Origin of the sequence: Nocardia shimofusensis NBRC 100134 (assembly GCF_001613125.1) — a bacterium.
GTDB lineage: Bacteria > Actinomycetota > Actinomycetes > Mycobacteriales > Mycobacteriaceae > Nocardia > Nocardia shimofusensis.
Window position 1 is genome coordinate 72,008 of record NZ_BDBT01000026.1, and the last position, 24,959, is coordinate 96,966.

The following is a 24,959-nucleotide window of genomic DNA, read 5'->3' on the forward strand; positions in this document are numbered from 1 at the left end:
ACGGCGGCGGCCCGCCGGAAAGGAGCCCCATTGGAAACCGATGCGCAGGCGTTCCTGCACGGACCGCTGTTCTCCCGGCGCGAGCCGCTGGATCGCGACAATGCCGCCAGCCGCATCAGCGCCTACGTCTACGGCAATATCCTGGTGCTCGCCGCGCTGGTGCCGATCACCACCTCGGACAAGCACGTCGGCATCCTGGTGGTGCTGGGGACGAGTCTGTCCACGTTCGTCGCGCACGCCTTCGCCGAATCGGTGGGGCACAGTGTGCGGCGCAAGCAGAAACTCTCGCGCGCCGAGAAGCTCGGGGAACTGCGCAATTCGGTGCCGATCCTCAGTTCCGCTGTGGTGCCGTGCGTGATTCTCGCGATCGGATGGTTCGGCCTGCTCGAACCGCGGACCGCACAGATCCTCGCGGAGATCGCCGTGCTGATCCGGATCGGCGGCATCGTGTTCGTCGTCGGCCGCCTCAACGGTGAGCGTCCGTCCCGGGACTGGGTGGTGGCCGCCGCCGCCCTGACCGTGGTGGCGGTGACCGTGGTGATCGTGAAGATCCTGCTCACCCACTAGATCCCGCTACCAGACCAACGTGAGGTCCCCGACCTTCACATTGCCGAAGAAGCGCTTGCCCACATCGGTGCCGCCGTAGTTGTAGGCGTCGAGGATTTCGGCGAGCTCGTCGGCCAGAGCCTGCAACTTCGGGCTGACGCTCTCCATCCCCCAGTCGTCGAGGACCCAGCCCCACTCGCGGGGCACGTTCTCGAGGGTGATCACGATCCGCCCGTAGAACGGTGCCTCGACGTTGTAGTAGATGTCGGAGGGGGCGTCCCGGATGGGATTGACCAGTGCCAGTTCGGTCGGCGACTCCGATGCCGAGAGGGTCCGCGCGAAGACGATGTCCTCGCGGATCATCTCGACGATGCGTTCGAGATCGGCGTGCCTGCCCGCGCGGGCGAAGCGCGCGCCGTACACCCGCCCGGCGACCGTCCTGCGCGCTTCCGTGCCGGATCTGACCAGAATGCGGTCGAGCATCCGTTGCGCCGCGGCGCGTTCACCGTCGCCGGTGTTCGGATGGTCGATCAGCGCCCGCAGCCGGGCAATCCTCATGCCGAGCCCAACTGCCATGGGCCCACCCTACCGAGATCGAGATCACTTCATCGACCGCAGGCGCTGTTCAGATCGGCGAGTCGTCAACTTTCCGGGCAGGGATCGACGTAGTGGTGTCCGGGTAGGGCACGGGCCCACTCCTCGGCGGTGATCGGCGCTGTCCCGCTCGCGCAGATCCGCCGCGCTTCGGCTTCGACATCGGTGCGCCAACGGCGCAGAGTCCCGTCGACGGCCGACTCGGCGAGAACGGTGCCGCCCGCCGCGAACGAGATGATCGTCTTCTGCCAGTGCCGCGATCGGGCGATCGTGGCGTAGCCGGTGGGCCGGTCCGGATCGGTGTAGTCCCACAGCGCGATACTGCCGCCGAGGATGTCGTCCACCGCGAGCCGGACGCCGTCGTGGTGGAAGGCGAGCGCGCCCACCGCGCCGTCGACGCCGGGCGGGACCGGCAACCTGCGCGGCGGCGTCCCGGGCTCGCCCAGCTCGTAGACCTGGATACCGGAGGGGGCGCCGACCGCGAGGAGATCGCGGGAGCTCAGCGCCAGCGACATGTCCAGGCCGTCGGGGCGCAGGCCGGACAGTTCCGCGATCGGTGTGCCGGGATCGTCCAGGTCGTAGACGCCGGCGTTGCCGGTGCGATGACTGCCGACGGCCAGCATCCGGCCGTCGGGGCTGAACGACAGCGCGGTCGGATAGCCGCGGCCGAATCGCAGTCCCGCCCGCAATCGCGGCTCGGCCGGGCCGGAGACATCCCAGAACTCCACCGATTCGGTCAGGCCGCGACCGATCGCCAAGGTGCCGTCGGGAGCGAAGGTCATGCCGCGCACATCGACGAGGCTGTTGCTGATCGGCGCGCCGAGCGGTCGCGGGACGAGCGGATCGCCGAGGTCCCAGACCTGGATCACGCGCTCGTTCAGCGTCGCCGCCCGGGTGCCGTCGGGTGCGAGGACGACGGTGTCGACGAGTCCGGCGGGGTCGCCGTCGGCGAGATGATGATCGCCGCCTGCGGGCGCCCTCGACAGCGCGGCGAGCCGGGGGAACAGGGTCGTGGGCAGCACGGCGGCGTCGGGATCGGCCCGGTCCTGCGGCAGGCCGAACAGGGTCATCGTCCCGGTCGTGGTGGTCGGGCCGGGGAGGTCGAAGACGTGCACCGCGTGGTCGGCGCCGCTGGTGACCAGGGCGCGGCCGCCGCGCAGGAACGCGGCGCGCGCGACGATCCCGCTCTGGAAGCCGGCCAGTTCGTCCCCGGTGGCGAGGTCGACGATGCGAGCGCGGGAATCGCCGCCCACGATCGCGGCGGTCCGGCCGTCCCGGTCCGGCGACACGTCGAAGTACTCGTTGGGTCCGCGGGACATCGACGGCAGGGGTTCGGGCCGGGTGAGATCATCGCCGATCCGCCACCGGGCGACCTCCCCCGGATTGAGCCCCACCGTCAGCACGCTGCCGTCGACGCTGAAATCCACCGAGCGCGCCTCGGACCCCTGCGGCCGCTCGAGCAGGATGTCGAAGGCCGGAGTCTGGTCGCGATCGAACGTCGACGTGTCCCAGCCGCGGACGATCGACTTCCATCCCGAACCCGAGGGCACCGTGCGGACCGCGGTGACCAGCGCACGATCACTCACCGCGACTTCGGCCTGGTAGCCGGGGACGACCACCGTCGGCATGGCGACCGGACGCGCCGGGTCGTCCCCGAGCCGCCAGCTGAGCACCGCGCCGCCGTGCGCGCCGATCGCGAGAACGCGGCGATCCGGGCTGAAGGCCGCCGAACGGGGCAGGTGCCCGCCGAGTTCGAGCCGGGCGGCGATCCGCGGATTGCCCGCATCGGTGATGTCCCACAGCGCGGACTCGTGATCGCCCGCCACCACCAGCAACCGCTGGTCCGCGCTGAGCGCGAGCCCACCGATGGGGCCGCTGCCGGTGGGAATCCGGGGCAGGCGCCGCACCCCGGCATCGGTGACTCGCACCAGGTCCAGCGTGCCGTCGGATTCCCCGATGGCGATCAGGTCACCGTCCGCGGTGGTGGCCAGGCGCGGCGCCTGCGGTCCGCCCGCCGCCCCGCGCCCGAGCCCGTCGCCGGGGGTGACGCGCAGGGGCACGCCCGCCGCGGACATCTCCAGCAACGCCGAGCGCGCGTCCTCGGTGGCGCGGGTCCGATAGGCGGCCAGGGCGATCAGCTGCGACAGTGCCGGGTCGAAGCCGGCGTTGCCTCGGGCCACGCCCGCGAACAGCCGGGAGTCGGATTCGGCTCTGGCCGCGGCGTTCTCGATGCGGGTGCGGGCGAGGTCGGTCGCGGACACCACGGCGAGCAGCACGGCCAGCAGGCCCGCCGAAGAGACCAGCCAGAGCGCGACGTTCGCGCGGGTCCTGGCCTCGCCGATCGCCTCGGTGACGGTGCGGGCGGCGGAGATGCGGTCGGTGTAGTTGCGCGGGGCCTCCTCGACGGCTTGGTCGTAGCCCTCGTCGGCGACCACCACGCGCAGCGAGGCACGTTGCGCGGCGACGAGTTTGCCCGTGTATCCGCCGACGGTGGTCAGGACCGTGCCGGAGAGCCCGGCGGTCACCGCGCAGGTCGGGTCGAGCGTTCTGGGGCGCAGCCCGCGCAACCACCGCCGCCGCGGCGCGAGGTCGTCGAGGGCGACCGCGATGGCCGCGCCCATCGACTCGCCGTTGATGTCGTTCGCCGGCGCGCCGCCGACGCCCGACACCGACCACAGCACGCACGCGCCGGTGCTCGCCGGCGCACTGATCCGCCAGGCTCGTTCGAGGCTGTCGGTGAATGCGCGATCGGCCTGCAGGAAGCTCATGCGGGCGGGATCGGGATGCAGGCCGCTGGGACCGCTTCTGAGCTGTTCCAGCCGCAGCACCCCGACCTCGCCGCCGCCGGTGATGTTCACGAACAACACGCTGACCTGGGCGGAGCGCACGGTGGCCGCGCGCTGTCCGGCCAGTTCGAGGGCGGCCAGGATGCCGAAGCCGCGCGCGGGCCTGCCGCCCTGACCGAGCAGGTGCAGCACGACGGCCGACAGCGGGTTGTCCTCGGCGGTGAGCGGGCCCGCGGGGAGCAACTGGGTGCCGACCGAGAGCAGACCGGCCCGCTCGGCGTGGTCGAGGAAGGCCGCGCACGCCGATTCGGGGTCGAGGACGCCGGTCAGCGCCTGGGCCAGCGACGCGACGGCGTAGGCGGCGGAGACATCGGCGGTCACCCGGCGGCCCTGCAGGTCGGGCTCTTCGGATTCCTCCTCGAGCGGGTCCTCGCCGGCGCCGAAGTTCTTCCAGCGCGCCAGCGACTGCCGGGCCAGTACCGCGGTTTCCCTGCGTGGTTCCAGCAGTGCCCCGGTGGCTCGCGGCCCCTGCGCGACCGCGTTGCGACACAGTGCGAACCATCGCTGTGGCGCGCCGGTCAGCTCGGCCAGCAGCGCGTCGTCACTCTGGTCCGCCGAAATCGTTGTCACTGTTCCCCTCCCGAGATCCCGCCTCGGCCACCCGGGCGCGCCCGCCCCGTTAGGCTTGCCGTCGAATGCACCGCACTCATGATCTCGCATCCGAATCCGCAGCAGCACCGAGCTTTCCAGGGGGAACAACCTTGCCGAGAACACGCCTTGCCGGTTGTGTCCTGCCCGCCGCGGCGATCATCGCCTCGGCACTGCTGACGAGCGGTTGTTCCGGCGCGACGACGAATGAACCACAGGCCATCGCGCAGACCACACAGGCGGCGGTGCCCGCAGTGCCCGCAGTGCCCGCAGTGCCTTCTTCGGAGGAACTCACCGCGCTGCTCACCAGGATGATCGACCCCACCGTCCCGGACGCCGAGAAGGTTCCCGACATCCAGGGCATCGAGGACGATCCCGGCCTGCCGAACCGGATCGCGGAGAGTCCGCGTCGCAACGGCACGCGGATCGGCATCACCATCACCTCGGCCCGGCTCGCCCCGCCCGGCATGCTCGCCGAGGGGACGTTCACCATCGACACCATTCCGCCGCAGCCCATCATCGTGAACTTCGTCGCCGAGGACGGCCGCTGGAAGATCGAGAAGGCGTGGGCCTGTCAGATGGCGTACACCTTCATGGTGCAGTCCACCACCTGCCCGGCGTAGTCGAACCGCTCGCGATGGCAACCGCATCTGTGAGGGAGTGATTCCGACAGAAGGCGGCCACACCATGAGCACTGTCTTCGGGCGCAGACCTGCCCGGCACCTGCGGGCAGTCGATCCTCGGCGCAGCTCTGCCGTGGACTTCGCTCCGGTGACGGTCGGTCCCCCCATAGGATCGATTCCGACAACTGAGCACACCATGACGGGTGCGAGTCCTGTTCGCACGCTGCGGGACTCGTTTCCCGAACGGGCCGAGCGGGGGTTCGCGTTGAGTTCCGATCCGTTGGACAGCTGGCTGGGCGCGGCCTGGGACGACGTTCCCGAGCGACTGCGACCGGCGGTGGTGGAACACGTCTTCGGCGTCGATCTGACCACCATGTCGACCTATGCCGCGGCCAAGGCGCGGTATGTCCTCGAGCGTCTCGATCCGGACATGCGCTCGGATTTCGAGGACATCGCCCAGGACGCGCTCATCCAGCTGACCGAGATCCTGCCCGGCGAACGGATCCGGCACTGGAAGTCGGTGGTGCTCAAGCACGTGCAATGGCAGGTCCTGCGGGAACGGCGGCGGCGCACGGCGGACAAGCGTCATCCCGGTCACCGGGTCGACTACGAGTCCACGGTCCTGGTGCTCGAGGACCACGCGCAAGGCGAGACGGGCAACCGGCTGGTCGATCGCACCCTTCTGCTGAACGCGCTCGACTCGATCCCGCACGAAGAGACCGCCGCGGTCATGCGCGCGACGTTCGTGATCGCCGCGGACGGCAGCTACGCCGATATCCAGACGACCCGAGAAGTCGCGCACGACCTGCGATTCAGCCAGGAGAAGGTCAAACGGCTCCGGGCGCAGGGCGCCAGACAACTGCGCGCCGCGCTGCGCGCGCATTTCGACGTCCGCGACGGAGACGGCGCCGGCGAAGCGATGTCCCGAACGACAGACACCGAGGAGGCATCGTGAACCCGACCGAGGACGCCGCGGACCGCTTGGGCCTGCCTGCCGACATCGATGTGCTGACCGCCCTCGCCGACGCCGACGACGACACCACCTTCGACATCGAGACCGCCGCCGCGGGCGCGCGCATCGGCGAACGGCTGCTGCGCGGCCACCGCGCTCTCGCCCGAGGGCCCGCCACCGTGACGCACATCCACGCGCGAGCGGCGGTGGTGGTGATGCGGGTGCCCGGCTGGACGGTGCAGCCCTTGGCCGCCTCCTCCGCCGACCGCGCCGCCCGGGCCGTGCCCGCCGCGCAGAAGCGGGTCGACCGGGAGCTCGGCCTGGAGTTCATCCGTTCCCCCGCGGGTGCGGAACAGACCCGGATCTCGGTGCAATCCCAGGGCATCCGCGCCGCCTCCGGCGACATCGTCCGGGTCGACGTGCGCCGCGGCGAGGAGAACACCGAGATCCTGGTGGTCCTCTACACCGACGAGACCGGCACGGTCACCGGTCACGTCATCACCCGTGCGCTCACCATGGCCGAGGATCTGGAGATCTCGATCATGCCGGTCGCCGCACTGGGCGCGGGGCAGACGAGCGCCGTCACCGACGCGGTGCGCTGCTCGCTCACCGCGGGTCGCAACGCGTGGCGGCGGGTCGCCAAGGCGCTGCCCGGTGATCATCCGGTGCGCGCGGCGATCGTGGCCGGATTGACCTGACGCCACTGCTCTCCGGTTCCGCGGGCCGGACCGTCGCGTTCCGCCGAGGTGGAACCCCCCTGCGGTTCCGTTCGGCGGAACGCGCCCGGCTTGTCACTGCCGCAGGTATCCGAGTGGTGCGAACAGCTCGTCATAGTGATGCCGTTTCGCCCCCGAACGGTTCGCGACGGTCATACGGTTCATCGCCGCCGTGGGGCTGCACTTCGGGGTGGCGACGCCGCGAACACTGTGCTGTCGATCACCAATTTCAGCGAACACTGTTGTACCTCATTCGAATACGTGAGACTCGGAACAACGAAAGGGAGGGAATATGAAGACCGTGGTCATCCGCATGATCGCTGTGACAGCGTGCGTAGCCGCATGTTCGGTAGGTACATCGACAGTGGGTACCGGGCTTGCCGGAGCGCAGGCCGCGGCCGGTACGACCGATACCGTTCAGGTGGACCTGCCGACCCCACAGTTCGAATTCGCTGCCACCTACTGGGTTCGGTTGTCCTGCTATTACGAAAACCTGGACCGAACGAATGCCTCCGGACCGTACAAGTTCGAAGGCAGCGGTAAGAACAAGGATGCGGCCGAGCGCAATGCCTGGAATCAGGCGCAGGCGTCGGTCCCACGCGGCAAGAAACTGAAGCACTGTCGCATCGAGAAGTCGTGGAAAGGCGGCAGCGGCGCGGGTGGCGGCAGCGGCAATGCCGGTGGCAGCGGAGCCGGCGGCGCGAGTGGCGGAAACGGCAAAGGCGGTGCCGGAGGCGCCGGCTCGTAGGCTTGCGAGCGGCTCATATCCGATCACAGGAGGTCCCGGGTGAACGAGGAAGACCGCAGCGTGTGGGAGTTCACGATCGGGCTCGGCCTGCCCGACACCGCGCCGGGCGAGGCACTCGAAACCGACGGGATCCATCCGATCGCACTGTTGCTGGAGGAGAGCGCGCATCGGGTGCGAGGTGTGAATCGCATCCCCTGCTTCACCTCCTACGGGCCCGCGATCGCCAGGCAGGAATTCGCCCAGCGCGCATGGGGCGAAGACTTCGGCGAGGACCAGACTCCCGTCGAGTGCCGCTTGGCGGTCTATGTGACGGACGACGAGCTCGATGAACTGGCACAGGCACTTGCCGAAGATCTCGGCCTGACCAGAGATGGATACTCCATGGCGGCAGGCAAAACGATCACCGTGGACCTGCGCCCGATACCGTTGGAACCCCCGCAGAACCGCTTCTACCTCCATCTGGTCGATCAATACCGCAACCTCGACAGTCCGGGCTGACGCGGACGATCGGCACTGAAGAACCTCTCCGGGGATTCGGTTGCCCACCCTGTCGGACGGCGGCGCTACTCTGCCTGATCATGGTCAGCCCCGATACAGCCTTGCGCCGACTCCTGCGCGATACCGCGAAACTGCTCCAGCCCTACGGTTTTCACGGAAACGAGCCCATCTGGACGCGGGTGGAGGACGCGGGTGTCGCCTCGGTGGGCCGGACCAGGGTGTCGCGGACATGGACCGACGGTCAGCAGACGCTCGCGTTCGGGCTGACCGCGAGCGCGACGCCTGCGGCATGGTGGGAGTACTGCCGTCGGCGTGACGAAGCGCGGGGACGGACGCCGGTCCCGCTGGCGGCGGCTACCGGACCGGACCTGCTCGGCCCGCATCCCAAACCCGGCGAGCCGCCCGCGCCGTGGACGCTGCGGGTTGATCCGGGCCAGCCGGGCGGGCACGCACTGCAGTCCGATATCGAGTCGATCCGCGCCGAACTGCCCCGGCGGGTCCACGCCTACGCACGGCGGGCGGTGCAGTTGCTCGAGCCCGGTCGCTACCTCGAGGAACTGCTGGCCCTGCCCGATCCGGGGGTGCGGACCTGGGAGGCGATCGTCGTCCTGCTGGCCGATGACGGACCGGGACCGAGGCTCGAGGACGCGATCGAGCGGTACCGGGAGTGCGCGATCGGGCACGGCGAGGCGGACCGGGTCGCCGAGGTGGTCGACTACGCGCGGGGCCACGGTTTCCGGGCGGCGGACCTGGTCGGCTAGTCGGCGCCCAGCGACTCGTACGCGGTCGGTAGGCGCGCTTCGCGTGCGGCCGGGCGCTCGTACGTCGTTGTCACTGCTTCGCCGAGCCTTCCGGTGATGCGCTGCACCAGCGCGCCGCGAGATCGGCGAGGGCGCTGAGCTGTTCGCAGTAGTGGCCGGCGGAATCGGCCGTGAGAGACACGTTGACCGTGGTGGCGCCCGCGGCGCTCGCGGCGGTCAGGCGGCGTTCGGCGGCGACCGGGTCGCCGAGCGGGTCGAGGGGGCCCGCGGACAACACGACCTCGAAACCGGGCCGACGCTCGACTTCGGCGAGCATGGCGGCGGCGTCGGTGTAGGACAGGGCGAAGGGGGTCCAGCCGTCGGCGAGTTCCACCGCACGGCGCAGTGAGCGCTTGGTCCGGCCGCCGATCCACAGCGGCACCCGGGACTGCACGGCGTGCGGGTCGATCACCAGGCCGCCGAAATCGTAGTGCTCGCCATGGTATTCGGGGGTGGCGCCCGCGAGCCCGGCGCGCAGGGCGCGCAGGGCGTCGTCGGCGCGCGGGCCCCGGCCCTCGAACGGCGCGCCGAGCAGGGCGAATTCCTCCTCGAGGGTGCCGACGCCGAGGCCGAGGGTCAGTCTGCCGCCGGAGACGACATCGAGGGTGCCGTAGCGCTTGGCGATGGCCAGGGGGTGGTGGTAACCGAGGACCAGTACCTGGGTGACGAAGCGGATGCGAGTGGTGCGGGCCGCGAGATAGCCGAAGGTGGCCAGCGGGTCCCAGTAGGTACCGCCGCGTTGTTCGGCGACGGACACCGGGACGGCGACGTGCTCGCTGCAGGTGAGGTGCGCGACACCGAGGGCGTCGGCGTGGGCGGCGATGCGGGCCAGTTCGGCGATGCCCGCCGTGCGTTCCCAGTCGGAGTGCGCGCCCGGCACGCGAGTGACCACCGGGGTGGCTATCCCGAGACGCATCGGTCAGCCCCTCGGTCCCGCGGCCGGAAGGTCGCGAGCCGCGAACAGCTTGCGCATCCGCTCGTGCGAGGTCAGCAGCAACGGCGCGCGGTCGAGGCCGTTGCGCTTCGCGACCGCCTCGGCATTGCCGCCGGTGATCCACAGCGGGCCGTCGGACAGGTGCTCGAGGCCTTCCCTGGCGACGTCGGCGGGGTCGCCGACCCGCATGCCCGGCACGTCGAAGTTCAGGCCCGCCCGTTCCATGGCGGGAGTGCGGGTCACGCCGAGCACCAGTTCGAGCACGTCCACGCCGTGCTCGCGCAACTCCAGCCACAGCGATTCGGCGAACAATCTGCCGAAAGCCTTCACCCCGGCGTAGACGGTCTGGTGAAAGCCGCCGAGGAAACCACTCATGGAGCCCACCAGCAGCAGACCGCCACGCCCCGCCACGCGCATCCTGGCGCCGAAGTGGTGCACCAAGGCCAGCTGAGCGGTGATGTTGAGGTCGATGACCGACCGGAATCGGTCGAGGTCGCCGAGGACGAATTCGCTGCCGTAACTGTTGGCTCCGGCGTTGTAGATCAGCAGGCCGACGTCGAGATCGTCGGTGGCCGAGATGATCGCCTCGACGGCGGCCGGGTCGGTGAGGTCGGCGGACAGGGTGCGGACCTCGACACCGGATTCGCGGGCCAGGGCGGCGGTCCGCGCGAGCGGCTCGGGCTTGCGGGCGATGAGCACGAGATTCAGGCCCGCCTCGGCCAGCTGGGTGGCGAAGGCCGCGCCGACGCCTTCGGAACCACCGGCGATCACCGCCCACGGTCCGTAACGTTCCAGGTCGCTCACCAGAGCCTCCTCGTGCCGCCGAACAACCAAGCATTTGCTTGACACAGTAACCCCACTGGACACACGGCGCGATACCTCGAATGTCGAGCACAGCCCGCTCGGGCCCCGCCCTGCCGGACCAGGGACAGCCCGACGCCCGGACGCGGCCGGTGGCACACTGCGCGCGACCGCCGGACGGGTTACACGATCAGCGGCGCCATCGGCGGGAAGGTCACCGGCAATTCGAACAGCGCCCGATGGAAGGGACCGGGCCGCCATGTCGGACCGTCCTCGGGCAGCGCGACGCGGATCTCCGGCAGCGCGTCGAGCAGCTGATCGATGGCGTCCTGGGCGATGAGGTTGGCCAGCGGCTGGGCCGGGCAGGCGTGCGGGCCGATTCCCCAGGCCAGGTGCGAGCGGTTGCCGGTCAGGTCGCCCGCGTGTACGGCGGGATCGTTGTTGCAGGCTGCCATGGAGATGACCACGGGCTGGTGCGCGGGCAGCCAGACGCCGTCGATGAGCATGGGCTGCCGCGGATAGGTGATCAGCATGTTCGCCACCGGCGGGTCGTTGAACAGCACTTCGTCGAGGGCGTCGCGCGAGCTGAGGTTGCCGCCGAGCACGCTGTCGCCGAAGCGGTGGTCGGTGAAGATCAGCAACAGAGTGTTGGCGATCAGGTTCAGTTCGAACTCGATGCCGCTGCCGTAGACCTGCGAGACGTGGGTGGACGCTTCTCGGTCGTCGAGGCCTGCGGGGTGACGCAGCAGTGCCGTGGTGATGTCGTGGCGGGGATCGGCGCGCTTGAGGACCACCAGCTGCTGCAACGCCTCGGTGAGCATCTGATCGCCCTTCTCCGCCTCCACCCCCTCGAGCAGTGCCGCGGTGCCCGCCGCGACCTGCTGGCCGATCTCCGGCGGGCAGCCGAGCATCTCGTTGACGGCGGCGAACACCAGCGGGAAGACGTACTGCCGGATCAGATCCGCGTGCCCGTCCTGGCAGAAGGTGTTGATCAGCGGGACCGCGATCCGGCCCACCGTCTCGTGCATCGCGTACAGGTCGACCTGTTCGAGGCTCGCGGTGATCGCCTGCCGGTAGCGCTCGAACTCGGGGCCAGCGCAGCGGCTGGCCATCGGCCGCCACTCCATCAACGGCAGGATCGGGCAGTCGGCCGGAATGTTGCGCTGCCAGGTGCGTGGGTCGGCCGGGAAATGGTCGGGATCGTTGAGCACGCGCAATGCGGTCGCGTAGCCGATCACCAGGGTGGCCGGGACACCCGGCGCCAGTTCCACCGGGGCCAGCGAGCCGTACCGGGCGCGCATCTGCTGATAGTGCCGGTGCGGATCGGCCGCGAACTCCTCGGTGTAGAGCGGGATCGCGACCTCGTCGGAGGCGAAGGGCGAGCCATGAGCGACCGGGCACGATAGGACCTGCACCCGGGACTGGGGCGTACTCAAGGGAAGAACTCCAGACTTCGTTCTCGTGTACTGCGGGTGTGGCACCACGCTGTGCCCGATGGCGGCACGACCCGTCCACCGACGAACTGCTCTGCCGAAACACACTGGCGGACAACCATTTCAACAGTTACCGCCGAAACACACTGCCCCGGCGGCCACGTCACGCACACACCGGGAGAACCCGTCGAATCGTATCGCCGTCGCCGCGCCGCGGCCACGCGAACCCCCGAAAACCGTTCGGGTGGAATGTTTTGCGATGGAACTATACGCCGAGCGCGGTGAGGGAGTCGTGGTCGTCGATGGCGGTGGTGATCCGGCGCAGCAGGGTCAGGCAGGTCTGCTCGGACTGCATCTTCGGCTGGTAAGGGGCCCGTCCGATGGTGAAAGCCCATGCGGCGTAAGCGAACATCGACTGCTGCCGGTAGGCCGTCCAGGCTTCGTCGAAGGACGGGGCCGCGCCGTCGAGGCCGCCGAGCTCGTCGAGATAGGCGCGGAGCAGCTCGGCGTCCCAGGCGCGCCGGTCCTCGGGCTCACACCCGGAGTTGACGGTGTAGGCGAAATCGTGCGCCCAGCCACCGCGCATCACCACCTGCCAGTCCACGTACCCCATCCGGCCCTGCGCGGTGCGGTAGGTCTGACCGATGTGCGGGTCGCCGTGCAGCAGGGTCTGCGGGAGTTCGCCGGTGGCCTTGTCGATGGCGGTGGCCACCCCGGCCCACAGGCGCTCGCTCTGGCCGTGCAGGCGCTCGGGCACCACTTCCGCGGCGCGGACCAGCCCCACCGCGCAGCGTTTCTTCATGTCGATCGCCGCCAGATACGCCCGCAGCGCCTCCGTGGTCGTCTCGAGCTCGCCGATGCCGGGATGCCCCCAGAACGTGCGGTGCAGCCGGGCCAGATTGCGCACCAGGTCTTCGATCTGGTCGCGACCGATCCTGGCGTTCGGCTCGATGAACTGCGCGCCCCTGGTGACGGCGATGTCCTCCATGAGAGCGATCGAGCGCCACGACCCCGGATCGGCGGCGCCCCAATAGCCGATCGGCGCCTCCATGTCGACCAGCGGGCGGAAGTCGCGGAAGAACCTGGTCTCGCCGTCGATCATCTTGCCGCCGCCGAGCAGGATGCGCTGGGAGAACGCGGTGGTGGTCTTGGCGAACAGATCCTTCGGCAGTCCGGCGTGCTCACCGACGTCGTTGTAGCCGACCCGGATCGCCACCCGGGTGGAGGTGCCCGAGCTGCCGCCGACGGTCTCGAACGACTCGGCCCGCGCGCCGGGCGTGTCCCGGCACAGCACGGCGGTCAGCCATTCCGGGGTGATGGTCTCCCCCGACACCGGCACGTCATCGATGGTGCGCGCCTTCGGCCGGGTCAGCGCCTCCCCCAGCATCCGCGCGCCGACCGTCATGGACCGTCCGAGCAACCAGAGCTTGTGGTTCATTCACGTGCCTCGATTCGGTGTACGACGCTGCCGCACCGGGCCGCCCTACCGCCGGGTGCACGAGATCCGAGCGAGAGTATCGCACGCGATAAACGCTGAAGTGGTTGCACCGCAGGACAATTGCCATCCACGACCGGAAGTGGCGAGACGTACGGGGGCGGTGCGGCACCGCCGCACGAACGAGTGATGCCGCGGCCCCGCACGGCGGCCGCGGCATCGGGTCCCGCGAGTCCTCAGGCAGACTGCTGCGCCGGTGCCCGCTCGCCCGCCCGCTCCGTCTTCCCGGCTGTCGGCACGGTGAAGGCCGCGACCAGGACGAGGATCGACAGGACGAAGCAGGCCAGCGTGTACCAGAGGTTGCCGAGGGGATCACCGTTGCCGGTCACGCCGTCCACCGCGGCGAAGAAGTCCGGCAGCGCGGTGGCCCACAGCAGGGCCATGACGCCGAGGTAGACCACGCCGTACCAGCGGGCGAAATCGTTCACGTAGCCCGGCGCCTGATCGGGCTCCCTCCGCAGCCGCGACCACTGGGTGCTCAGCGCCCAGACCGCGACCACCACCACGGCGACCAGTTCCAGCGCGTAGACCGTGCCGCGCACCGGTGTGCCCGCGATGCCGAGGACGGTGGCGGGCAGCGGCAGCAGGAAGGTACCGAGCGAGGCGAGCAGGCCGATCACCACGGTGCGCCAGACCAATTCGAGTCCGGAGAACTCGCGACCGCGATCGACGTGCCTGCCCACGAAGTACTGCACGCACAGCGCCAGCGACATCGGCCACAGCGCGGCGAACACCACCACGCTGGGCAGCGGCACCGAATCGAACATCGGCTGGTTGATCGGGTTGGTGGTGGACCATTCCCACCAGCGCAGCTGCGGGCCGAGGTGATCGAAGATCTCGTAGAAGCAGTGATGCACGAAGCCGACGCAGGCCGCGCCGATCAGCACGCCGTAGCGCCGGAAGATGCCGAGCATCCTGACCAGTTCGAAGGCGAGCGTCGCCAGGAACGGATAGATGGCGACGATGTAGAGCGGCAGCCTGCCCCACAGGAAATCCACCGTGAACACGTTGTGCGCGAACATGGTGTCCACGTGTTCCTCGATGCCGAAGGCCGCCGGGAAGTACAGCGGCGGCTCGATGACGAACAGGTAGGCGGTCGCTCCGAACCACAGCACCAGATTGGTGGGGTCGCCGTGTCGGCGCAGCCGGACCACGGCCAGGACGAGCGCGAGGACCGCGCCGACGATGATGGTCGACTCCAGAACCGGAAGCGTCCAGTTCTCCAGCGCGAAGGGGCTGCGGAACTCGACGAGCCCGCCCATCTCCGCGCAGGAGAAGCCCAGTTCCTCGGCGAGCTGGGAGAAGGTGGGTGAACAGTGCTCGGTCATGATGATCTACCCGTCCCCGCTCAGGAGAGCGTCGCGTCGGCGGTGTACCAGCGCTGCACGTCGTAACCGGCGTCGTAGCGGGCGAACCACTCGCCGGCCAGCGCGGGCAGCTTCTCGTGCGCCGGGTTGTGTCTGGGCATCTGCGAGCGCACCACGCCGCCGAGCGCGACCAGTTGCTCGCGCAGCGGCAGATCGTCGAAGGCGCGCAGCATCGGTCCGTTGTTCGCCGGCTCCAGGCCCGGAATCCACGTGCGCAGCTTCTGCACTCGCCGGTACCTGGCGAACATGGCCATCGCGTCGACCTTGCGTTCTTCCAGCGGGACGTGCTTGTTGAAGCCCTCGGAGGCGATCTTGATGACGTCGAGCACGTGCTTGAAGATCGACGGCGCCTGACGCATCCGGTAGATGTCGCTGCCGACCACCGAGTCGAAGATGATCAGCGCCGAGCTACGGTGCTCGACCTCCTCGACGAAGTGCCAGATGAACAGCGAGGCGACCCGGTCGTCGCCGGGGCGGAACAGCGCGGCCTCGTTGTCGAGCATCAGCTTGAAGACCGGGGTGAAGGTGGCCTCCAGGTCGGCGGTGTAGGCCAGCCGGTATTCCAGCGAGGTGTCGCGGGTGAGCTCGTCGAAGGCGCCGATCACCTCGTCGAGGGTCTCCTGCAGCCCGGGATAGTGCCGGATGAGGCCCTTGACGTGCTGGCGATGCGCGGTGGAGTGCTGGCCTTCCTGACGCATGAACGCCTCGGCCTCCTCGGCCACCGCCGCGTCGGTGATCACCGGCTTGGCCTGCAGGATCATGTTCACGATCATCTTCTCGAAGCCGATGGCCAGGAACGACACCGCGTTGGCCATGCTCGAGAAGGCCGGGTTCTGCGGATTCCACAGGAACGGCACTTCGTGGTCCTCGAACGCGAAATTCATCTTCCGGACTACCAGATCGGTCACGTCGCCCACCTCATCGATTGCCGGCGCACGCGGGTACAGCGGCGCCACTGTCCACACAATCATACAAACACGATGGCATCTGTATGATCGCTTTCGCCGAAAGAGTCCGTCACGGCCGTGCCATGACCCGCTGTGATAGCGTCGAACCCCTGATCAGAGCATGATTTTCGAGCGCATTTCGAGTCGGGAAGCGAGCCGTTGGCACGACGACGTGGGTGGGGCGGACAGCCACCGGACAACGACGAGGAGGCCGCGCGCCGCATCGTCGACACCGCCGTCGAGCTGATCGCGCGCACCGGATCGGAGATCGGCATCGCCGACGTGGCCGAATCGCTCGGCGTCATCCGCCAGACCGTCTACCGCTACTTCCCCAGCGCCGACGCACTGATGAAGGCCGCCGCCCTCGCCTCGGTGGCCGGGTTCCTCGACCGTCTGGCCGCGCACGTCGCCGGGTTGGACGAACCGGTCGAAGCGATGACCGAGGGCGTGGTGTTCACCCTCACCGAAGTCAGGCGCATCCCGCATCTGGGACTGCTGCTCACCGGCGCGCATTCGAGCGTGCACAGCGACGGCATCACCTCACCGGAGGCGAAAGCCTTCGGCCTCACCATGATCCGGCGCTTCGACGTCGACTGGGAACGCTACGGATACGACGACGAGTCGCTGCCGGAACTCGTCGAATACATCCTGCGCACCATGCAGTCGTTCTTCGTCTCCCCCGGCTCGCCGCCGCGCGAGGCCGACGAGCTGCGCCGCTACCTGCGCCGGTGGATGGGCTCGGCGATCATCGCCCAGACCGGCGCGGTCGCAGGCGATTCCGCGTCCCGTTAGAAAACTGGTACGCCTCACCCAAACGCCGCCCGCCGGAAGCGAAGTCGTGTTAGACATGCGTCCAACAGCAAGGAGGCGTTACGTGGCACGTCCATATCGGCTCATCATCTGGGGCCCCGGCGACATGGGCGGGCGCGCGCTGCGCACTGCTCTGCAGTCGCCCGACTTCGACGTCGTCGGAGTCAAGGTGTTCAGTCCGCACAAGAACGGCAAGGACATCGGGGAGCTGGTGGGTCTGCCGCCGGTCGGGGTCGCGGCGACGACCTCCAAGGCGGACATCCTGGCGCTGGACGCCGATGTCGTCGTGCACACCCCGACCACGCCCGCCCTGGTGCAAGGCGCCGACGCCGATGTGATCGACCTGCTCGAGTCCGGCAAGAACGTGGTCTCGGCGGCCTCGTACCACAATCCGGCCATGCCGACCTGGCTGTCGGCCTCGCAGTCACCGCTGTCGGTGCTGCGCACGGTCTCGGCCATGCGGGTCACCGGCGACGCCTTCGGCGCGCAGCTCAAGGGTGCGCTGTCCGGGTTGCGGCTGGCCATGAAGGCGATCGACTCCGCGCCCGCCGCCCCGGTCCGGCCGATGCTGGACAAGCTGGCAGGCGCGCTCGTGGACAAGGCGATCCCGCGGCGCGCGACGGGCGCACGGTTGCAGCAGGCGTGCCTGAAAGGCGGTGTGTCGCTGCACGGCACCGGCCTGCATCCCGGCCTGATGGTCGAGCAGTTGCTGCTGCGGCTGGCCGGGCTGCTCGACGAGGTCGATCGGGTGCGGTTCCTCGAGGTCGGTGATCTCTCCCCCGCACCGGACGGGATGTGGGGCGGGCTGGCCAGTCTCGGCTTCGGCACCGACCTCGACCAGGTCGACTCCGATCATGCGATCGCGCTGATGCAGCACTTCTACTTCGACGCGGTGCTCGCCAATGTCGCGCACACGTTGTTCGGGGCGAGCGCCGATCAGGTGCGGGTCCAGCGGCACGTCTATCCCGTGCCCGCCCGCGTGCGGGTGAAAGCCGGTGGCACGGTGATCGAGCCGGGCAGCGTCGGCGCGATCCACATGACCTACCGCGGCTACATCGGCGACACGCTGTTCATGACCAACGAAGAGTGCTGGCACGTCGGGCCGGGCAACGCCCATCTCGGGCCGGACCATCCGCGCAGCAGCGCGGGCGGGCACGTGATCACTCTGGACGGCAGCCCCGGCACCATCGAGATGCGCAACGAACTCGACGACGAGAACTTCGACGGGGAATGGTCGGCGGTCACCGACATCTCGGTCAACGCCATGCTCGCCGTGGTCCCCGACCTGTGCGCGGCCGCGCCGGGCGTGGTGACCCCGGATCTGGCCCCGCGCTACCGCCTGGAGAACGCATGAGCACCCATCGCATCCGCGTCACCGTCCACGGCGAAGGTCCGCTCGCCGACCGGATAGCCGAACGAGTCGAGGCCCGCGCCGATCTCACCCTCGTCGCCCGCACGACCGGAACCGAGCAGCCGCCCACCGGGACCGAGTGCGTGGTCTATCTGCCCGGGGCCGAGGAGATGGCGGCCGACGCGCCGAAAACCGCGGTGCCGCATCTGCTGCGGGCCGGCTACGACGTGGTGACCACGCTGCCGCTGGACGAGCGCCTGCCGGAGGCCGACATCCTCACCGCCTGCCGGGCGGGCTCCTCGACCTTCCACGCGAGCGCCGGGTTCCAATCGGCGGTGGCGATCCGGATGGCACGGACGCTGGCCGAGGTCACCCGGGACATCCGGCGGGTGGAGCTGCTCGAGGAGGTCCGGTTCCCCGACGCCGGGGTGTATCCGTGGGGCTCGCTCGCCGGCACCGGCCTCGGGGCGACCGACAGCGAAGCGGCGGTCGCGGCGGTACGGGCGGTCGCCGGGTTCTACGAGGCCGGACTGCACGTCCTCGACGAAGCGGTGTTCGCGGGCGCGGGCGCCGCCGAGAACGCCGCCACCGCCGTGGATGTCGAGATCGGCGACGCCGGTCAGGTCGAGCGGGTGAGCGTGCACCGCGATCTCGGCCCCCAAGTCGGCTACCACTCGATCTGGACGCGGGCCGAACCCGAAGGCGTGCCGTTGCGCTACCGGCTGGCCACCACGACGGACTCCGCGTCCGGGGCGGCGACGGTGGAGTTCCGGTTCACCGACGGGTTGCACCCGGGCGATCACCTGACCGGCGTCGGCGTGCTGGACGCGCTGCGCTCGGTGTGCGAGAGCGAACCGGGCATCGCCGGCCGCGATCTGGCGATCAACTACCTGAAGTCCGACGACCGCCTGAAGCGCTGACCGCCGCCGCATCCGCCGCGCCGGTCCGGCGCGGCGGGGCCGGGGCCGGGGCGGAGTGCGAGGATGAGGCGATGAGTTCACCGAGACTCTGGCGCGGCCAGACCATGGACGATCGCAGTGCCGACCGGCGCGAGCAGCTGCTCGCGGTCGCCACCGAGATCCTGGGCACCGCCGGTGCGTCCGCGGTGACCATGCGGGCGGTGGCACGGCAGGCGAACCTGAGCCCGCGCTATTTCTACGAGAGCTTCGACAGCCGGGAAGCGTTGCTGCGCGCGGTCTACGACCGGGTCGAGGCCGACCTGATGAAACGCATCCAGGAGCTGCCGCCGACCGGCGACCTGCGGGCGGCCGCGCGCGCGGTCGTCGACCTGTGCGCGCAGTACTTCGAGGAAGACGCGCGCCGGGCCAGGATCCTGTTGCGCGAGCCGCTCGGCGACGACATCCTGCACGAGCACAGCGCCGCGCGGATGCCCTCGTTCATCCGCGCGCTGGTGCCCCTGCTCGGCGCGCAGGCGGGCGAGCTGGTGCCCGCCGACGACGACACCCTGGCGATCCAGGCGACCTCGCTGAACGGCGCGCTGGTGGCGCTGTACCTGGACTGGGCGGACGGACGGCTGAACGTCGAACGCGACCGGCTCGCCTCGGTCGCGGTGGATATCGCGTTCGCGTTGAGCACCGTCGCGCACCGCGACCGCTGAACCTCGCGGCCACCGACCACCGCGCCCACCGGGTACCGCAACCGCTGAGCTAACCGATCCGGTGCTCGTGCACCACCGTCTCGAACGCCGATCCGTTGATCTCCAGGTAGAGCGTGCCCTCGGTGACCGACAGGGTGGCGGTGTTGCGGCGTCCGACGACAGCCACCGCGGCATCGACGAACGCGCGGTCGAGGCTGTAGAGCGGGATGCGCTCGGCGCGGTGGATGCGCTTGCCGTTGTACTGGGCGAGCACCTTGACCGGGTCGCGGTGGGTGTAGATGGCCACGCGCTCAGCGGATTTGCTGCCGCGGTGCACCCGCTCGGCATCGGGGGCGCCGACCTCGATCCAGGCGGTGAGCGCGCCGGTGGCGTCGCGCGCGAGCACGGCGGGCTGATCGGTGGAGGAGACGCCGCCGTCGCTGAAGGCGATGCCCTCGGTGTACTCCAGACAGTAGGCGAGCACACGGGTGAGCATGAATTCGGCCGTCTCGGAAGGATGGCGGGCGACCCGCAGCTCCAGATCGTCATAGACGCCACGGTCGAGGTCGGCGAGTCCGACGGCGAAGCTGTGAACAGTCGCATTGAGTGCCATAGAGCCAGCAGCTTATCGGTCTGGCAGTTACTATTTCGTCAGGGTTCGGCCGACCATTCGGCGTCCTGGTCGCGGGACGCTGTTCACCATCCGGGCGCTCGCCCGGCAGTGCAGAGACGGAGTACGACGATGCTCTCTCGATGGACGAACGCAACGGTCCGCGCAGTCGCGATGGTTGCTGCCATGTTGCCGATCACCACGTTGCCGATCACCATGCTGCCGATCAGCACAGCCGTCGCCGGTGCCGCCCCCGGCTCCTGCCCCGACCTCCATGTCGTGGTCGTGCCCGGCACCTGGGAGACCTCACACGCGGAACCGGGCAAGGGCATCCTCGCCGGTGCCGCCGACGGTCTGCCCGGCAATGTCCGGGTCGACTACGTCACCTACGCGGCGACCGCCTTCCCGTGGGAGGGCGAGGTCTACGGACGCTCCAAGCGCGAGGCCACCGACGGCGCGCGCGGACTGGTCGCCGAGGTCGCCAGGCAATGCGCGGGCACACGTCTCGCGCTGCTCGGCTACAGCCAGGGCGCGGACGCGGCAGGCGACCTCGCGGCCGAGATCGGCACCGGACTCGGTGTGGTGCCGCCGGACCGGGTAGGTCTCGTCGGTCTCGTCGCCGACCCGCGCCGCTCGCCGACCGATCAGCTGATCGGCCCGGCGGTCCCGGGTGCGGGCGCGGGCGGGCCGCGTCTGGGCGGCTTCGGCTGGCTCAGCCCGGTCACCTACACCTTCTGCGTCCCCGAGGATCTCTACTGCGCCACCCCGGACGGTGATTTCGCCGCGCGGATCGCCGGAATGTTCGCGCAGGCTTCGGATCCGAGCCAGTTCTACCAACTGCCCGCGGGCGATCTGCTGACCGACGTGCTCGCCGCGGGCGGTCTCGGGCTGCTGCACGACCAGCTCAACAACTCCGCCTACGAGCAGCGCAAACGGCAGATCGACAACTTCCTGTCCTCCGGCGCGCACCAGAGTTATCCGCACTACCGGGTCGCCGGCGGCGAGACCGTCATCGGCTGGTTGCGGGGGAAGGTTCGCGCGCTGGTCTGAACCGACCGGCTCGCCACGGTCGCCTGCTGGAACAGAGCGCGCCGGGATCATCCCGGCGCGCTCTGCTTCGCCTGTAACCTGTCCGGCAATCGCGCACGCCCGAAGCGAACTCATCGACGCTGCCGCCCCGGTCACATACGTCGCACACCGCTATCAGTTCCGACCCTCATCGAGCGGGTGAAGACCTCGAGCGCCTCGCGGCGGTCCGGGTGACGGCGGCGAGGAATCGACGGCGTTACGGGCGGTCATCGGCCATTTCGCCGGCGGGCCGTGCGTCATCGCGCGCTGGGCGGCGAGCCCGGCGAATCGGACACAACCCGCCGGAAAGGTTGACGCGAATGTGACGCACACGGCAGACTCCCCCAGAGACCGGACAACGTTGTCCGGTCTCTCTACTTCACAAAGGGTGTTATGTCGGTAATCACGCGCCGCTCCGTGCTGACCGGAGCAGCCGCAGCGGGTGTACTGGTCGCGGGTTCTCGGAATGTCGATGGGCGGCACGCCGTCGCCGCTCGCGGCAATCAGATCCCGGTGAGTTTCGAAGAGCATCGCGTCGTCGTGGTGGGATCCGGCTTCGGCGGCGGTGTGAGCGCGCTGCGCCTGGCCCAGGCGGGCGTGCCGGTGACCGTGCTCGAGCGCGGCCTGCGCTGGCCGACCGGTCCGAACGCCGAGACCTTCCCGCGCGCTTCCGCGCCGGACAAGCGACTGCTCTGGTACCGCTCGAGCCCGAACCTGTTCGGCACGCCGATGCTGTTCGAGCCCTACACCGGCCTCATCGAGGCAGTGCCGGGAACCAATATGACCGTGCTGTGCGCCTCGGGTGTAGGCGGCGGATCGCTGGTCTACCAGGGCATGTCGCTGCAGCCCACCGAAGAGGTGTTCACCGCACACTTCCCCGGCGAGCTCGACTGGGGTGTGCTCGACCGGGTGCACTACCCGCGGGTGGCCCGGATGCTGGGTCTGGCGGTGGCTCCCGACGAACTCGTCGAGCACCCGAACTACCTCTCGGCCAGGGTCTTCGCCGAGAACGTGCGCCAGGCCGGGCTGCCGCTCGAGAAGATCCCCATGCCGATCGATTGGAACTACGCGCTGGCCGAGCTGCGCGGGGAGATGAAGCCCTCCTACACCAACGGCGACGGCGCGATGGGGGTGAACAACGGCGGCAAGAACTCCGTCGACGTCACCTACATCGCCGCCGCCGAGGCGACCGGTCTGGTCACCGTGGAGACGCTGCACGAGGTGACCGACGTCGAGCGTGCCGCCGACGGGCGCTGGACGGTCTACGTCAACCGCCTCGACACCACCGGCACGGTGCTGGCCCAGAAGATCATCACCGCGGGCACGCTGATCATGGCGGCCGGTTCGGTCAACACCACGAAGCTGCTGGTGCGCGCCAAGGCGACCGGACGCATCCCGGATCTGCCCGACGCGCTCGGCGAGGGCTGGGGCACCAATGCCGACCGAATCTACGTCTGGCACAACCCCGGTGCGCATTTCGGGCAGGCCCAAGGCGGTCCGGTCGTCTACGGCAGCAAGAACTGGGAAGACCCGCAGGGCGCGTGCACGCTGATCCAGGCGTCCATCCCGCCCCTGCAGATCGACCCGCAGAGCACCATGATGGTCGGCTACGGCGTCAGCCGCGGCCGGGGCCGATTCGACTACGACGCGGGGGCGGGCGAGGCCAAGCTGTACTGGCCCGCCGACGGTGACTCGGTCATCCAGGACAACCGCATCGGCCCGATCGCGCACCGCATCGCCGGACCCGACACGACGCTGATCGACACCAACGCCCTGTTCCCGTCCACCTGGCATCCGCTCGGCGGCGCATGCATGGGCACGGTCTGCGACGTCGACGGCCGCGTGCTCGGCCAGCGCGGTCTGTATGTTCTCGACGGCGCGCTCATGCCGGGCAACACCGCGGCGTGCAACCCCTCGATGACGATCGCGGCGGTCGCCGAGCACGCGCTGGACGACCTGGTCGCCAACGACGTCGGTACCGTCATCTGAACCGCGCCCGGCCGAGCTGGGGGCCGCCGGGCACGATGCCACGCACACGGGAAAGGGCCGGACGATCGTCCGGCCCTTTCCCGTCGCTCCCCGCGGGTCAGGGCTCCCGACGGATCAGGCCTGGATCTCGGAGCGGTCGCCGCTCCACAGGGTGTGGAACTTGCCCTCGGCGTCGACGCGCTCGTAGGTGTGCGCGCCGAAGAAGTCGCGCTGGGCCTGGGTCAGCGCGGCGGGCAGGCGCTCCGAGCGCAGCGCGTCGTAGTACGACAGCGAGGAACCGAACGCGGGCACCGGGATGCCGAGCAGAATCGCGGTGGCGACCACGCGGCGCCAGCTGTCGATGCCGGTCTCGATGGCCTCGCGGAAGTACGGGTCCAGGATCAGGCTGGGCAGCGCCGGATCGTTGTCGTAGGCGTCCTTGATGCGGTTGAGGAAGCGGGCCCGGATGATGCAACCGCCGCGCCAGATGGTCGCCAGATCACCGGGCTTCAGGTTCCAGCCGTATTCGGCGCTGCCCGCGGCGATCTGATCGAAGCCCTGCGCGTAGGCGACGACCTTGGAGGCGTAGAGCGCGCGGCGGATGTCCTCGGTGAACTGCTCGACGTCGGTGGGCTTGTCGGCCAGGGCGCCCGCGGCCAGACCGGCGGCGGCCTTGCGCTGGGCCCGCGAACCCGACAGCGCGCGGGCGAACACGGCTTCGGCGATGCCGGTCACCGGCACGCCGAGATCCAGCGCGGACTTGACCGTCCAGCGGCCGGTGCCCTTCTGCTCGGCGGCGTCGACGATGACGTCGACCAGCGGGCGGCCGGTCGTGGCGTCGACCTGGTTCAGTACCTCGGCGGTGATCTCCACCAGGTAGCTCTCCAGATCACCGCTGTTCCACTGGGTGAACACGTCGGCGATCTGCTTGGCGTCGAAGCCGAGCGCCTCGCGGAACAGGTGATAGGCCTCGCCGATGAGCTGCATGTCGGCGTACTCGATGCCGTTGTGCACCATCTTCACGAAGTGGCCGGAGCCGTCCGGGCCGATGTGGGTGCAGCAGGGTGTGCCGTCGACCTTCGCGGCCACCGACTCCAGCAGCGGGCCCAGCGATTCGTAGGACTCGGCGGGACCGCCCGGCATGATGGCGGGCCCGTTGAGCGCGCCCTCCTCACCACCGGAGATGCCCGCGCCGACGAAGTTCAGGCCGCGCTCGCGCATGGCCGCCTCGCGGCGGATGGTGTCGGTATAGAGAGCGTTGCCGCCGTCGATGATGATGTCGCCCGGCTCCATGGCCGCGGCCAGTTCCTCGATGACCGCGTCGGTCGCCTCGCCCGCCTTCACCATGATGAGCACGCGCCGCGGCCGCTCCAGCGCCGCCACGAACTCCTCGATGGTCTCCGTGCGCACGAAATCCCCGTCGCCGCCGTGCTCGGCCAGCAGCGCGTCGGTCTTGGCCACCGAACGGTTGTGCAGCGCCACCGTGTACCCGTGCCGGGCGAAATTGCGGGCGATATTGCTGCCCATGACGGCCAGGCCGGTGACACCGATCTGTGCGCGCGCGGCGGAGGTCTCCCGGGAGGTCGGCTCTGTGGTGCTCGGCATCGATCAGCTCTCTTCGTAGGCAAGTCGGTGAGTTCTGCGATTCAAGCTACTGCACCGGCCAC

Annotated in this window: 23 protein-coding genes; 13 read left to right on the plus strand and 10 right to left on the minus strand. The window is 69.6% G+C overall.

Features of this window, described 5'->3' with window-relative positions; all coding sequences use genetic code 11:
* Window positions 1-30 precede the first annotated feature (30 nt).
* Window positions 31-567, plus strand: coding sequence for a hypothetical protein (locus NS3_RS22045; protein ID WP_067862793.1), 537 nt, complete (start codon window positions 31-33; stop codon window positions 565-567).
* 6 nt (window positions 568-573) lie between these two features.
* Here NS3_RS22045 and NS3_RS22050 read toward each other — a convergent pair whose 3' ends face one another.
* Window positions 574-1,122: a hypothetical protein gene (locus NS3_RS22050; RefSeq protein ID WP_067862797.1), complete on the minus strand. Its 549-nt coding sequence runs from the start codon at window positions 1,120-1,122 to the stop codon at window positions 574-576.
* 65 nt (window positions 1,123-1,187) lie between these two features.
* Window positions 1,188-4,556: a WD40 repeat domain-containing protein gene (locus tag NS3_RS22055; RefSeq protein ID WP_067862799.1), complete on the minus strand. Its 3,369-nt coding sequence runs from the start codon at window positions 4,554-4,556 to the stop codon at window positions 1,188-1,190.
* 131 nt (window positions 4,557-4,687) lie between these two features.
* On the opposite strand from NS3_RS22055, the gene NS3_RS22060 reads away from it, so the two are divergent.
* The 6 genes from NS3_RS22060 to NS3_RS22085 all read left to right on the plus strand — a co-directional run bounded on the left by NS3_RS22060 (window position 4,688) and on the right by NS3_RS22085 (window position 8,872).
* Window positions 4,688-5,197 carry an MTB12 C-terminal domain-containing protein gene (locus NS3_RS22060; RefSeq protein ID WP_067862801.1) on the plus strand — a complete coding sequence of 170 codons (510 nt, stop codon included), beginning with the start codon at window positions 4,688-4,690 and terminating at the stop codon, window positions 5,195-5,197.
* Between the two features lie 196 nt (window positions 5,198-5,393).
* Window positions 5,394-6,152 (plus strand): sigma-70 RNA polymerase sigma factor region 4 domain-containing protein, encoded by a 759-nt coding sequence (locus tag NS3_RS22065; protein ID WP_067862807.1) that lies wholly within the window; start codon window positions 5,394-5,396, stop codon window positions 6,150-6,152.
* Window positions 6,149-6,847, plus strand: a complete 699-nt coding sequence (locus NS3_RS22070; protein ID WP_067862809.1) for a hypothetical protein — start codon at window positions 6,149-6,151, stop codon at window positions 6,845-6,847. The genes NS3_RS22065 and NS3_RS22070 overlap by 4 nt, the downstream gene beginning before the upstream one ends.
* Window positions 6,848-7,157: 310 nt before the next feature.
* Window positions 7,158-7,613 (plus strand): hypothetical protein, encoded by a 456-nt coding sequence (locus tag NS3_RS22075; RefSeq protein WP_157101471.1) that lies wholly within the window; start codon window positions 7,158-7,160, stop codon window positions 7,611-7,613.
* Window positions 7,614-7,652: 39 nt separating this feature from the next.
* Window positions 7,653-8,111 (plus strand): hypothetical protein, encoded by a 459-nt coding sequence (locus NS3_RS22080; RefSeq protein WP_067862814.1) that lies wholly within the window; start codon window positions 7,653-7,655, stop codon window positions 8,109-8,111.
* 80 nt (window positions 8,112-8,191) lie between these two features.
* Window positions 8,192-8,872, plus strand: coding sequence for a hypothetical protein (locus tag NS3_RS22085; protein ID WP_067862817.1), 681 nt, complete (start codon window positions 8,192-8,194; stop codon window positions 8,870-8,872).
* Between the two features lie 70 nt (window positions 8,873-8,942).
* Here the strand turns inward: NS3_RS22085 and NS3_RS22090 are convergent, their stop codons facing one another.
* From NS3_RS22090 to NS3_RS22115, 6 genes are all read right to left on the minus strand, one after another.
* Window positions 8,943-9,827 carry a TIGR03619 family F420-dependent LLM class oxidoreductase gene (locus NS3_RS22090; protein WP_067862819.1) on the minus strand — a complete coding sequence of 295 codons (885 nt, stop codon included), beginning with the start codon at window positions 9,825-9,827 and terminating at the stop codon, window positions 8,943-8,945.
* A gap of 3 nt (window positions 9,828-9,830) precedes the next feature.
* Window positions 9,831-10,649 (minus strand): SDR family NAD(P)-dependent oxidoreductase, encoded by an 819-nt coding sequence (locus tag NS3_RS22095; RefSeq protein WP_067862820.1) that lies wholly within the window; start codon window positions 10,647-10,649, stop codon window positions 9,831-9,833.
* A 179-nt stretch (window positions 10,650-10,828) separates the two neighbouring features.
* Window positions 10,829-12,082 carry a cytochrome P450 family protein gene (locus NS3_RS22100; protein WP_067862822.1) on the minus strand — a complete coding sequence of 418 codons (1,254 nt, stop codon included), beginning with the start codon at window positions 12,080-12,082 and terminating at the stop codon, window positions 10,829-10,831.
* Window positions 12,083-12,344: 262 nt separating this feature from the next.
* Window positions 12,345-13,517 (minus strand): aminoglycoside phosphotransferase family protein, encoded by a 1,173-nt coding sequence (locus NS3_RS22105; protein WP_067862824.1) that lies wholly within the window; start codon window positions 13,515-13,517, stop codon window positions 12,345-12,347.
* A 233-nt stretch (window positions 13,518-13,750) separates the two neighbouring features.
* Window positions 13,751-14,902, minus strand: a complete 1,152-nt coding sequence (locus NS3_RS22110; protein WP_067862826.1) for a hypothetical protein — start codon at window positions 14,900-14,902, stop codon at window positions 13,751-13,753.
* A 20-nt stretch (window positions 14,903-14,922) separates the two neighbouring features.
* A complete protein-coding gene (locus NS3_RS22115) occupies window positions 14,923-15,849 on the minus strand; it encodes a metal-dependent hydrolase (RefSeq protein ID WP_067862870.1) in 927 nt (308 codons plus the stop codon).
* Window positions 15,850-16,047: 198 nt separating this feature from the next.
* Here NS3_RS22115 and NS3_RS22120 point away from each other — a divergent pair, with 198 nt between their 5' ends.
* From NS3_RS22120 to NS3_RS22135, 4 genes are all read left to right on the plus strand, one after another.
* Window positions 16,048-16,680, plus strand: coding sequence for a TetR/AcrR family transcriptional regulator (locus NS3_RS22120; RefSeq protein ID WP_067862827.1), 633 nt, complete (start codon window positions 16,048-16,050; stop codon window positions 16,678-16,680).
* An 82-nt stretch (window positions 16,681-16,762) separates the two neighbouring features.
* Window positions 16,763-18,052, plus strand: coding sequence for a hypothetical protein (locus NS3_RS22125; RefSeq protein ID WP_169811670.1), 1,290 nt, complete (start codon window positions 16,763-16,765; stop codon window positions 18,050-18,052).
* Window positions 18,049-18,969 (plus strand): hypothetical protein, encoded by a 921-nt coding sequence (locus NS3_RS22130; protein WP_067862836.1) that lies wholly within the window; start codon window positions 18,049-18,051, stop codon window positions 18,967-18,969. The genes NS3_RS22125 and NS3_RS22130 overlap by 4 nt, the downstream gene beginning before the upstream one ends.
* Window positions 18,970-19,040: 71 nt before the next feature.
* Complete coding sequence (locus NS3_RS22135; RefSeq protein WP_067862837.1) at window positions 19,041-19,667, plus strand: TetR/AcrR family transcriptional regulator; 627 nt, start codon at window positions 19,041-19,043, stop codon at window positions 19,665-19,667.
* Window positions 19,668-19,716: 49 nt separating this feature from the next.
* Here NS3_RS22135 and NS3_RS22140 read toward each other — a convergent pair whose 3' ends face one another.
* A complete protein-coding gene (locus tag NS3_RS22140) occupies window positions 19,717-20,259 on the minus strand; it encodes a YaeQ family protein (RefSeq protein ID WP_067862838.1) in 543 nt (180 codons plus the stop codon).
* 183 nt (window positions 20,260-20,442) lie between these two features.
* Between NS3_RS22140 and NS3_RS22145 the strand changes: the two genes are divergently transcribed.
* Both NS3_RS22145 and NS3_RS22150 read left to right on the plus strand, forming a co-directional pair.
* Entirely contained in the window at window positions 20,443-21,306 is an 864-nt protein-coding gene (locus tag NS3_RS22145; RefSeq protein ID WP_067862840.1) for a cutinase family protein, read from the plus strand.
* A 411-nt stretch (window positions 21,307-21,717) separates the two neighbouring features.
* Entirely contained in the window at window positions 21,718-23,313 is a 1,596-nt protein-coding gene (locus tag NS3_RS22150; protein WP_067862843.1) for a GMC oxidoreductase, read from the plus strand.
* A 114-nt stretch (window positions 23,314-23,427) separates the two neighbouring features.
* Here the strand turns inward: NS3_RS22150 and gnd are convergent, their stop codons facing one another.
* Window positions 23,428-24,897, minus strand: coding sequence for an NADP-dependent phosphogluconate dehydrogenase (gene gnd / locus NS3_RS22155; RefSeq protein WP_067862845.1), 1,470 nt, complete (start codon window positions 24,895-24,897; stop codon window positions 23,428-23,430).
* Between the last annotated feature and the right edge of the window lie 62 nt (window positions 24,898-24,959).

Excerpts from the sequence above, each read along its gene's own strand:
- NS3_RS22050 (WP_067862797.1), bottom strand. The coding sequence starts at position 1,122 with ATGGCAGTTGGGCTCGGCATGAGGATTGCCCGGCTGCGGGCGCTGATC.
- NS3_RS22065 (WP_067862807.1), top strand. The coding sequence starts at position 5,394 with ATGACGGGTGCGAGTCCTGTTCGCACGCTGCGGGACTCGTTTCCCGAA.
- NS3_RS22075 (WP_157101471.1), top strand. The coding sequence starts at position 7,158 with ATGAAGACCGTGGTCATCCGCATGATCGCTGTGACAGCGTGCGTAGCC.
- NS3_RS22085 (WP_067862817.1), top strand. The coding sequence starts at position 8,192 with ATGGTCAGCCCCGATACAGCCTTGCGCCGACTCCTGCGCGATACCGCG.
- NS3_RS22090 (WP_067862819.1), bottom strand. The coding sequence starts at position 9,827 with ATGCGTCTCGGGATAGCCACCCCGGTGGTCACTCGCGTGCCGGGCGCG.
- NS3_RS22105 (WP_067862824.1), bottom strand. The coding sequence starts at position 13,517 with ATGAACCACAAGCTCTGGTTGCTCGGACGGTCCATGACGGTCGGCGCG.
- NS3_RS22110 (WP_067862826.1), bottom strand. The coding sequence starts at position 14,902 with ATGACCGAGCACTGTTCACCCACCTTCTCCCAGCTCGCCGAGGAACTG.
- NS3_RS22130 (WP_067862836.1), top strand. The coding sequence starts at position 18,049 with ATGAGCACCCATCGCATCCGCGTCACCGTCCACGGCGAAGGTCCGCTC.
- NS3_RS22135 (WP_067862837.1), top strand. The coding sequence starts at position 19,041 with ATGAGTTCACCGAGACTCTGGCGCGGCCAGACCATGGACGATCGCAGT.
- NS3_RS22140 (WP_067862838.1), bottom strand. The coding sequence starts at position 20,259 with ATGGCACTCAATGCGACTGTTCACAGCTTCGCCGTCGGACTCGCCGAC.
- NS3_RS22145 (WP_067862840.1), top strand. The coding sequence starts at position 20,443 with ATGTTGCCGATCACCACGTTGCCGATCACCATGCTGCCGATCAGCACA.
- NS3_RS22150 (WP_067862843.1), top strand. The coding sequence starts at position 21,718 with ATGTCGGTAATCACGCGCCGCTCCGTGCTGACCGGAGCAGCCGCAGCG.
- gnd (WP_067862845.1), bottom strand. The coding sequence starts at position 24,897 with ATGCCGAGCACCACAGAGCCGACCTCCCGGGAGACCTCCGCCGCGCGC.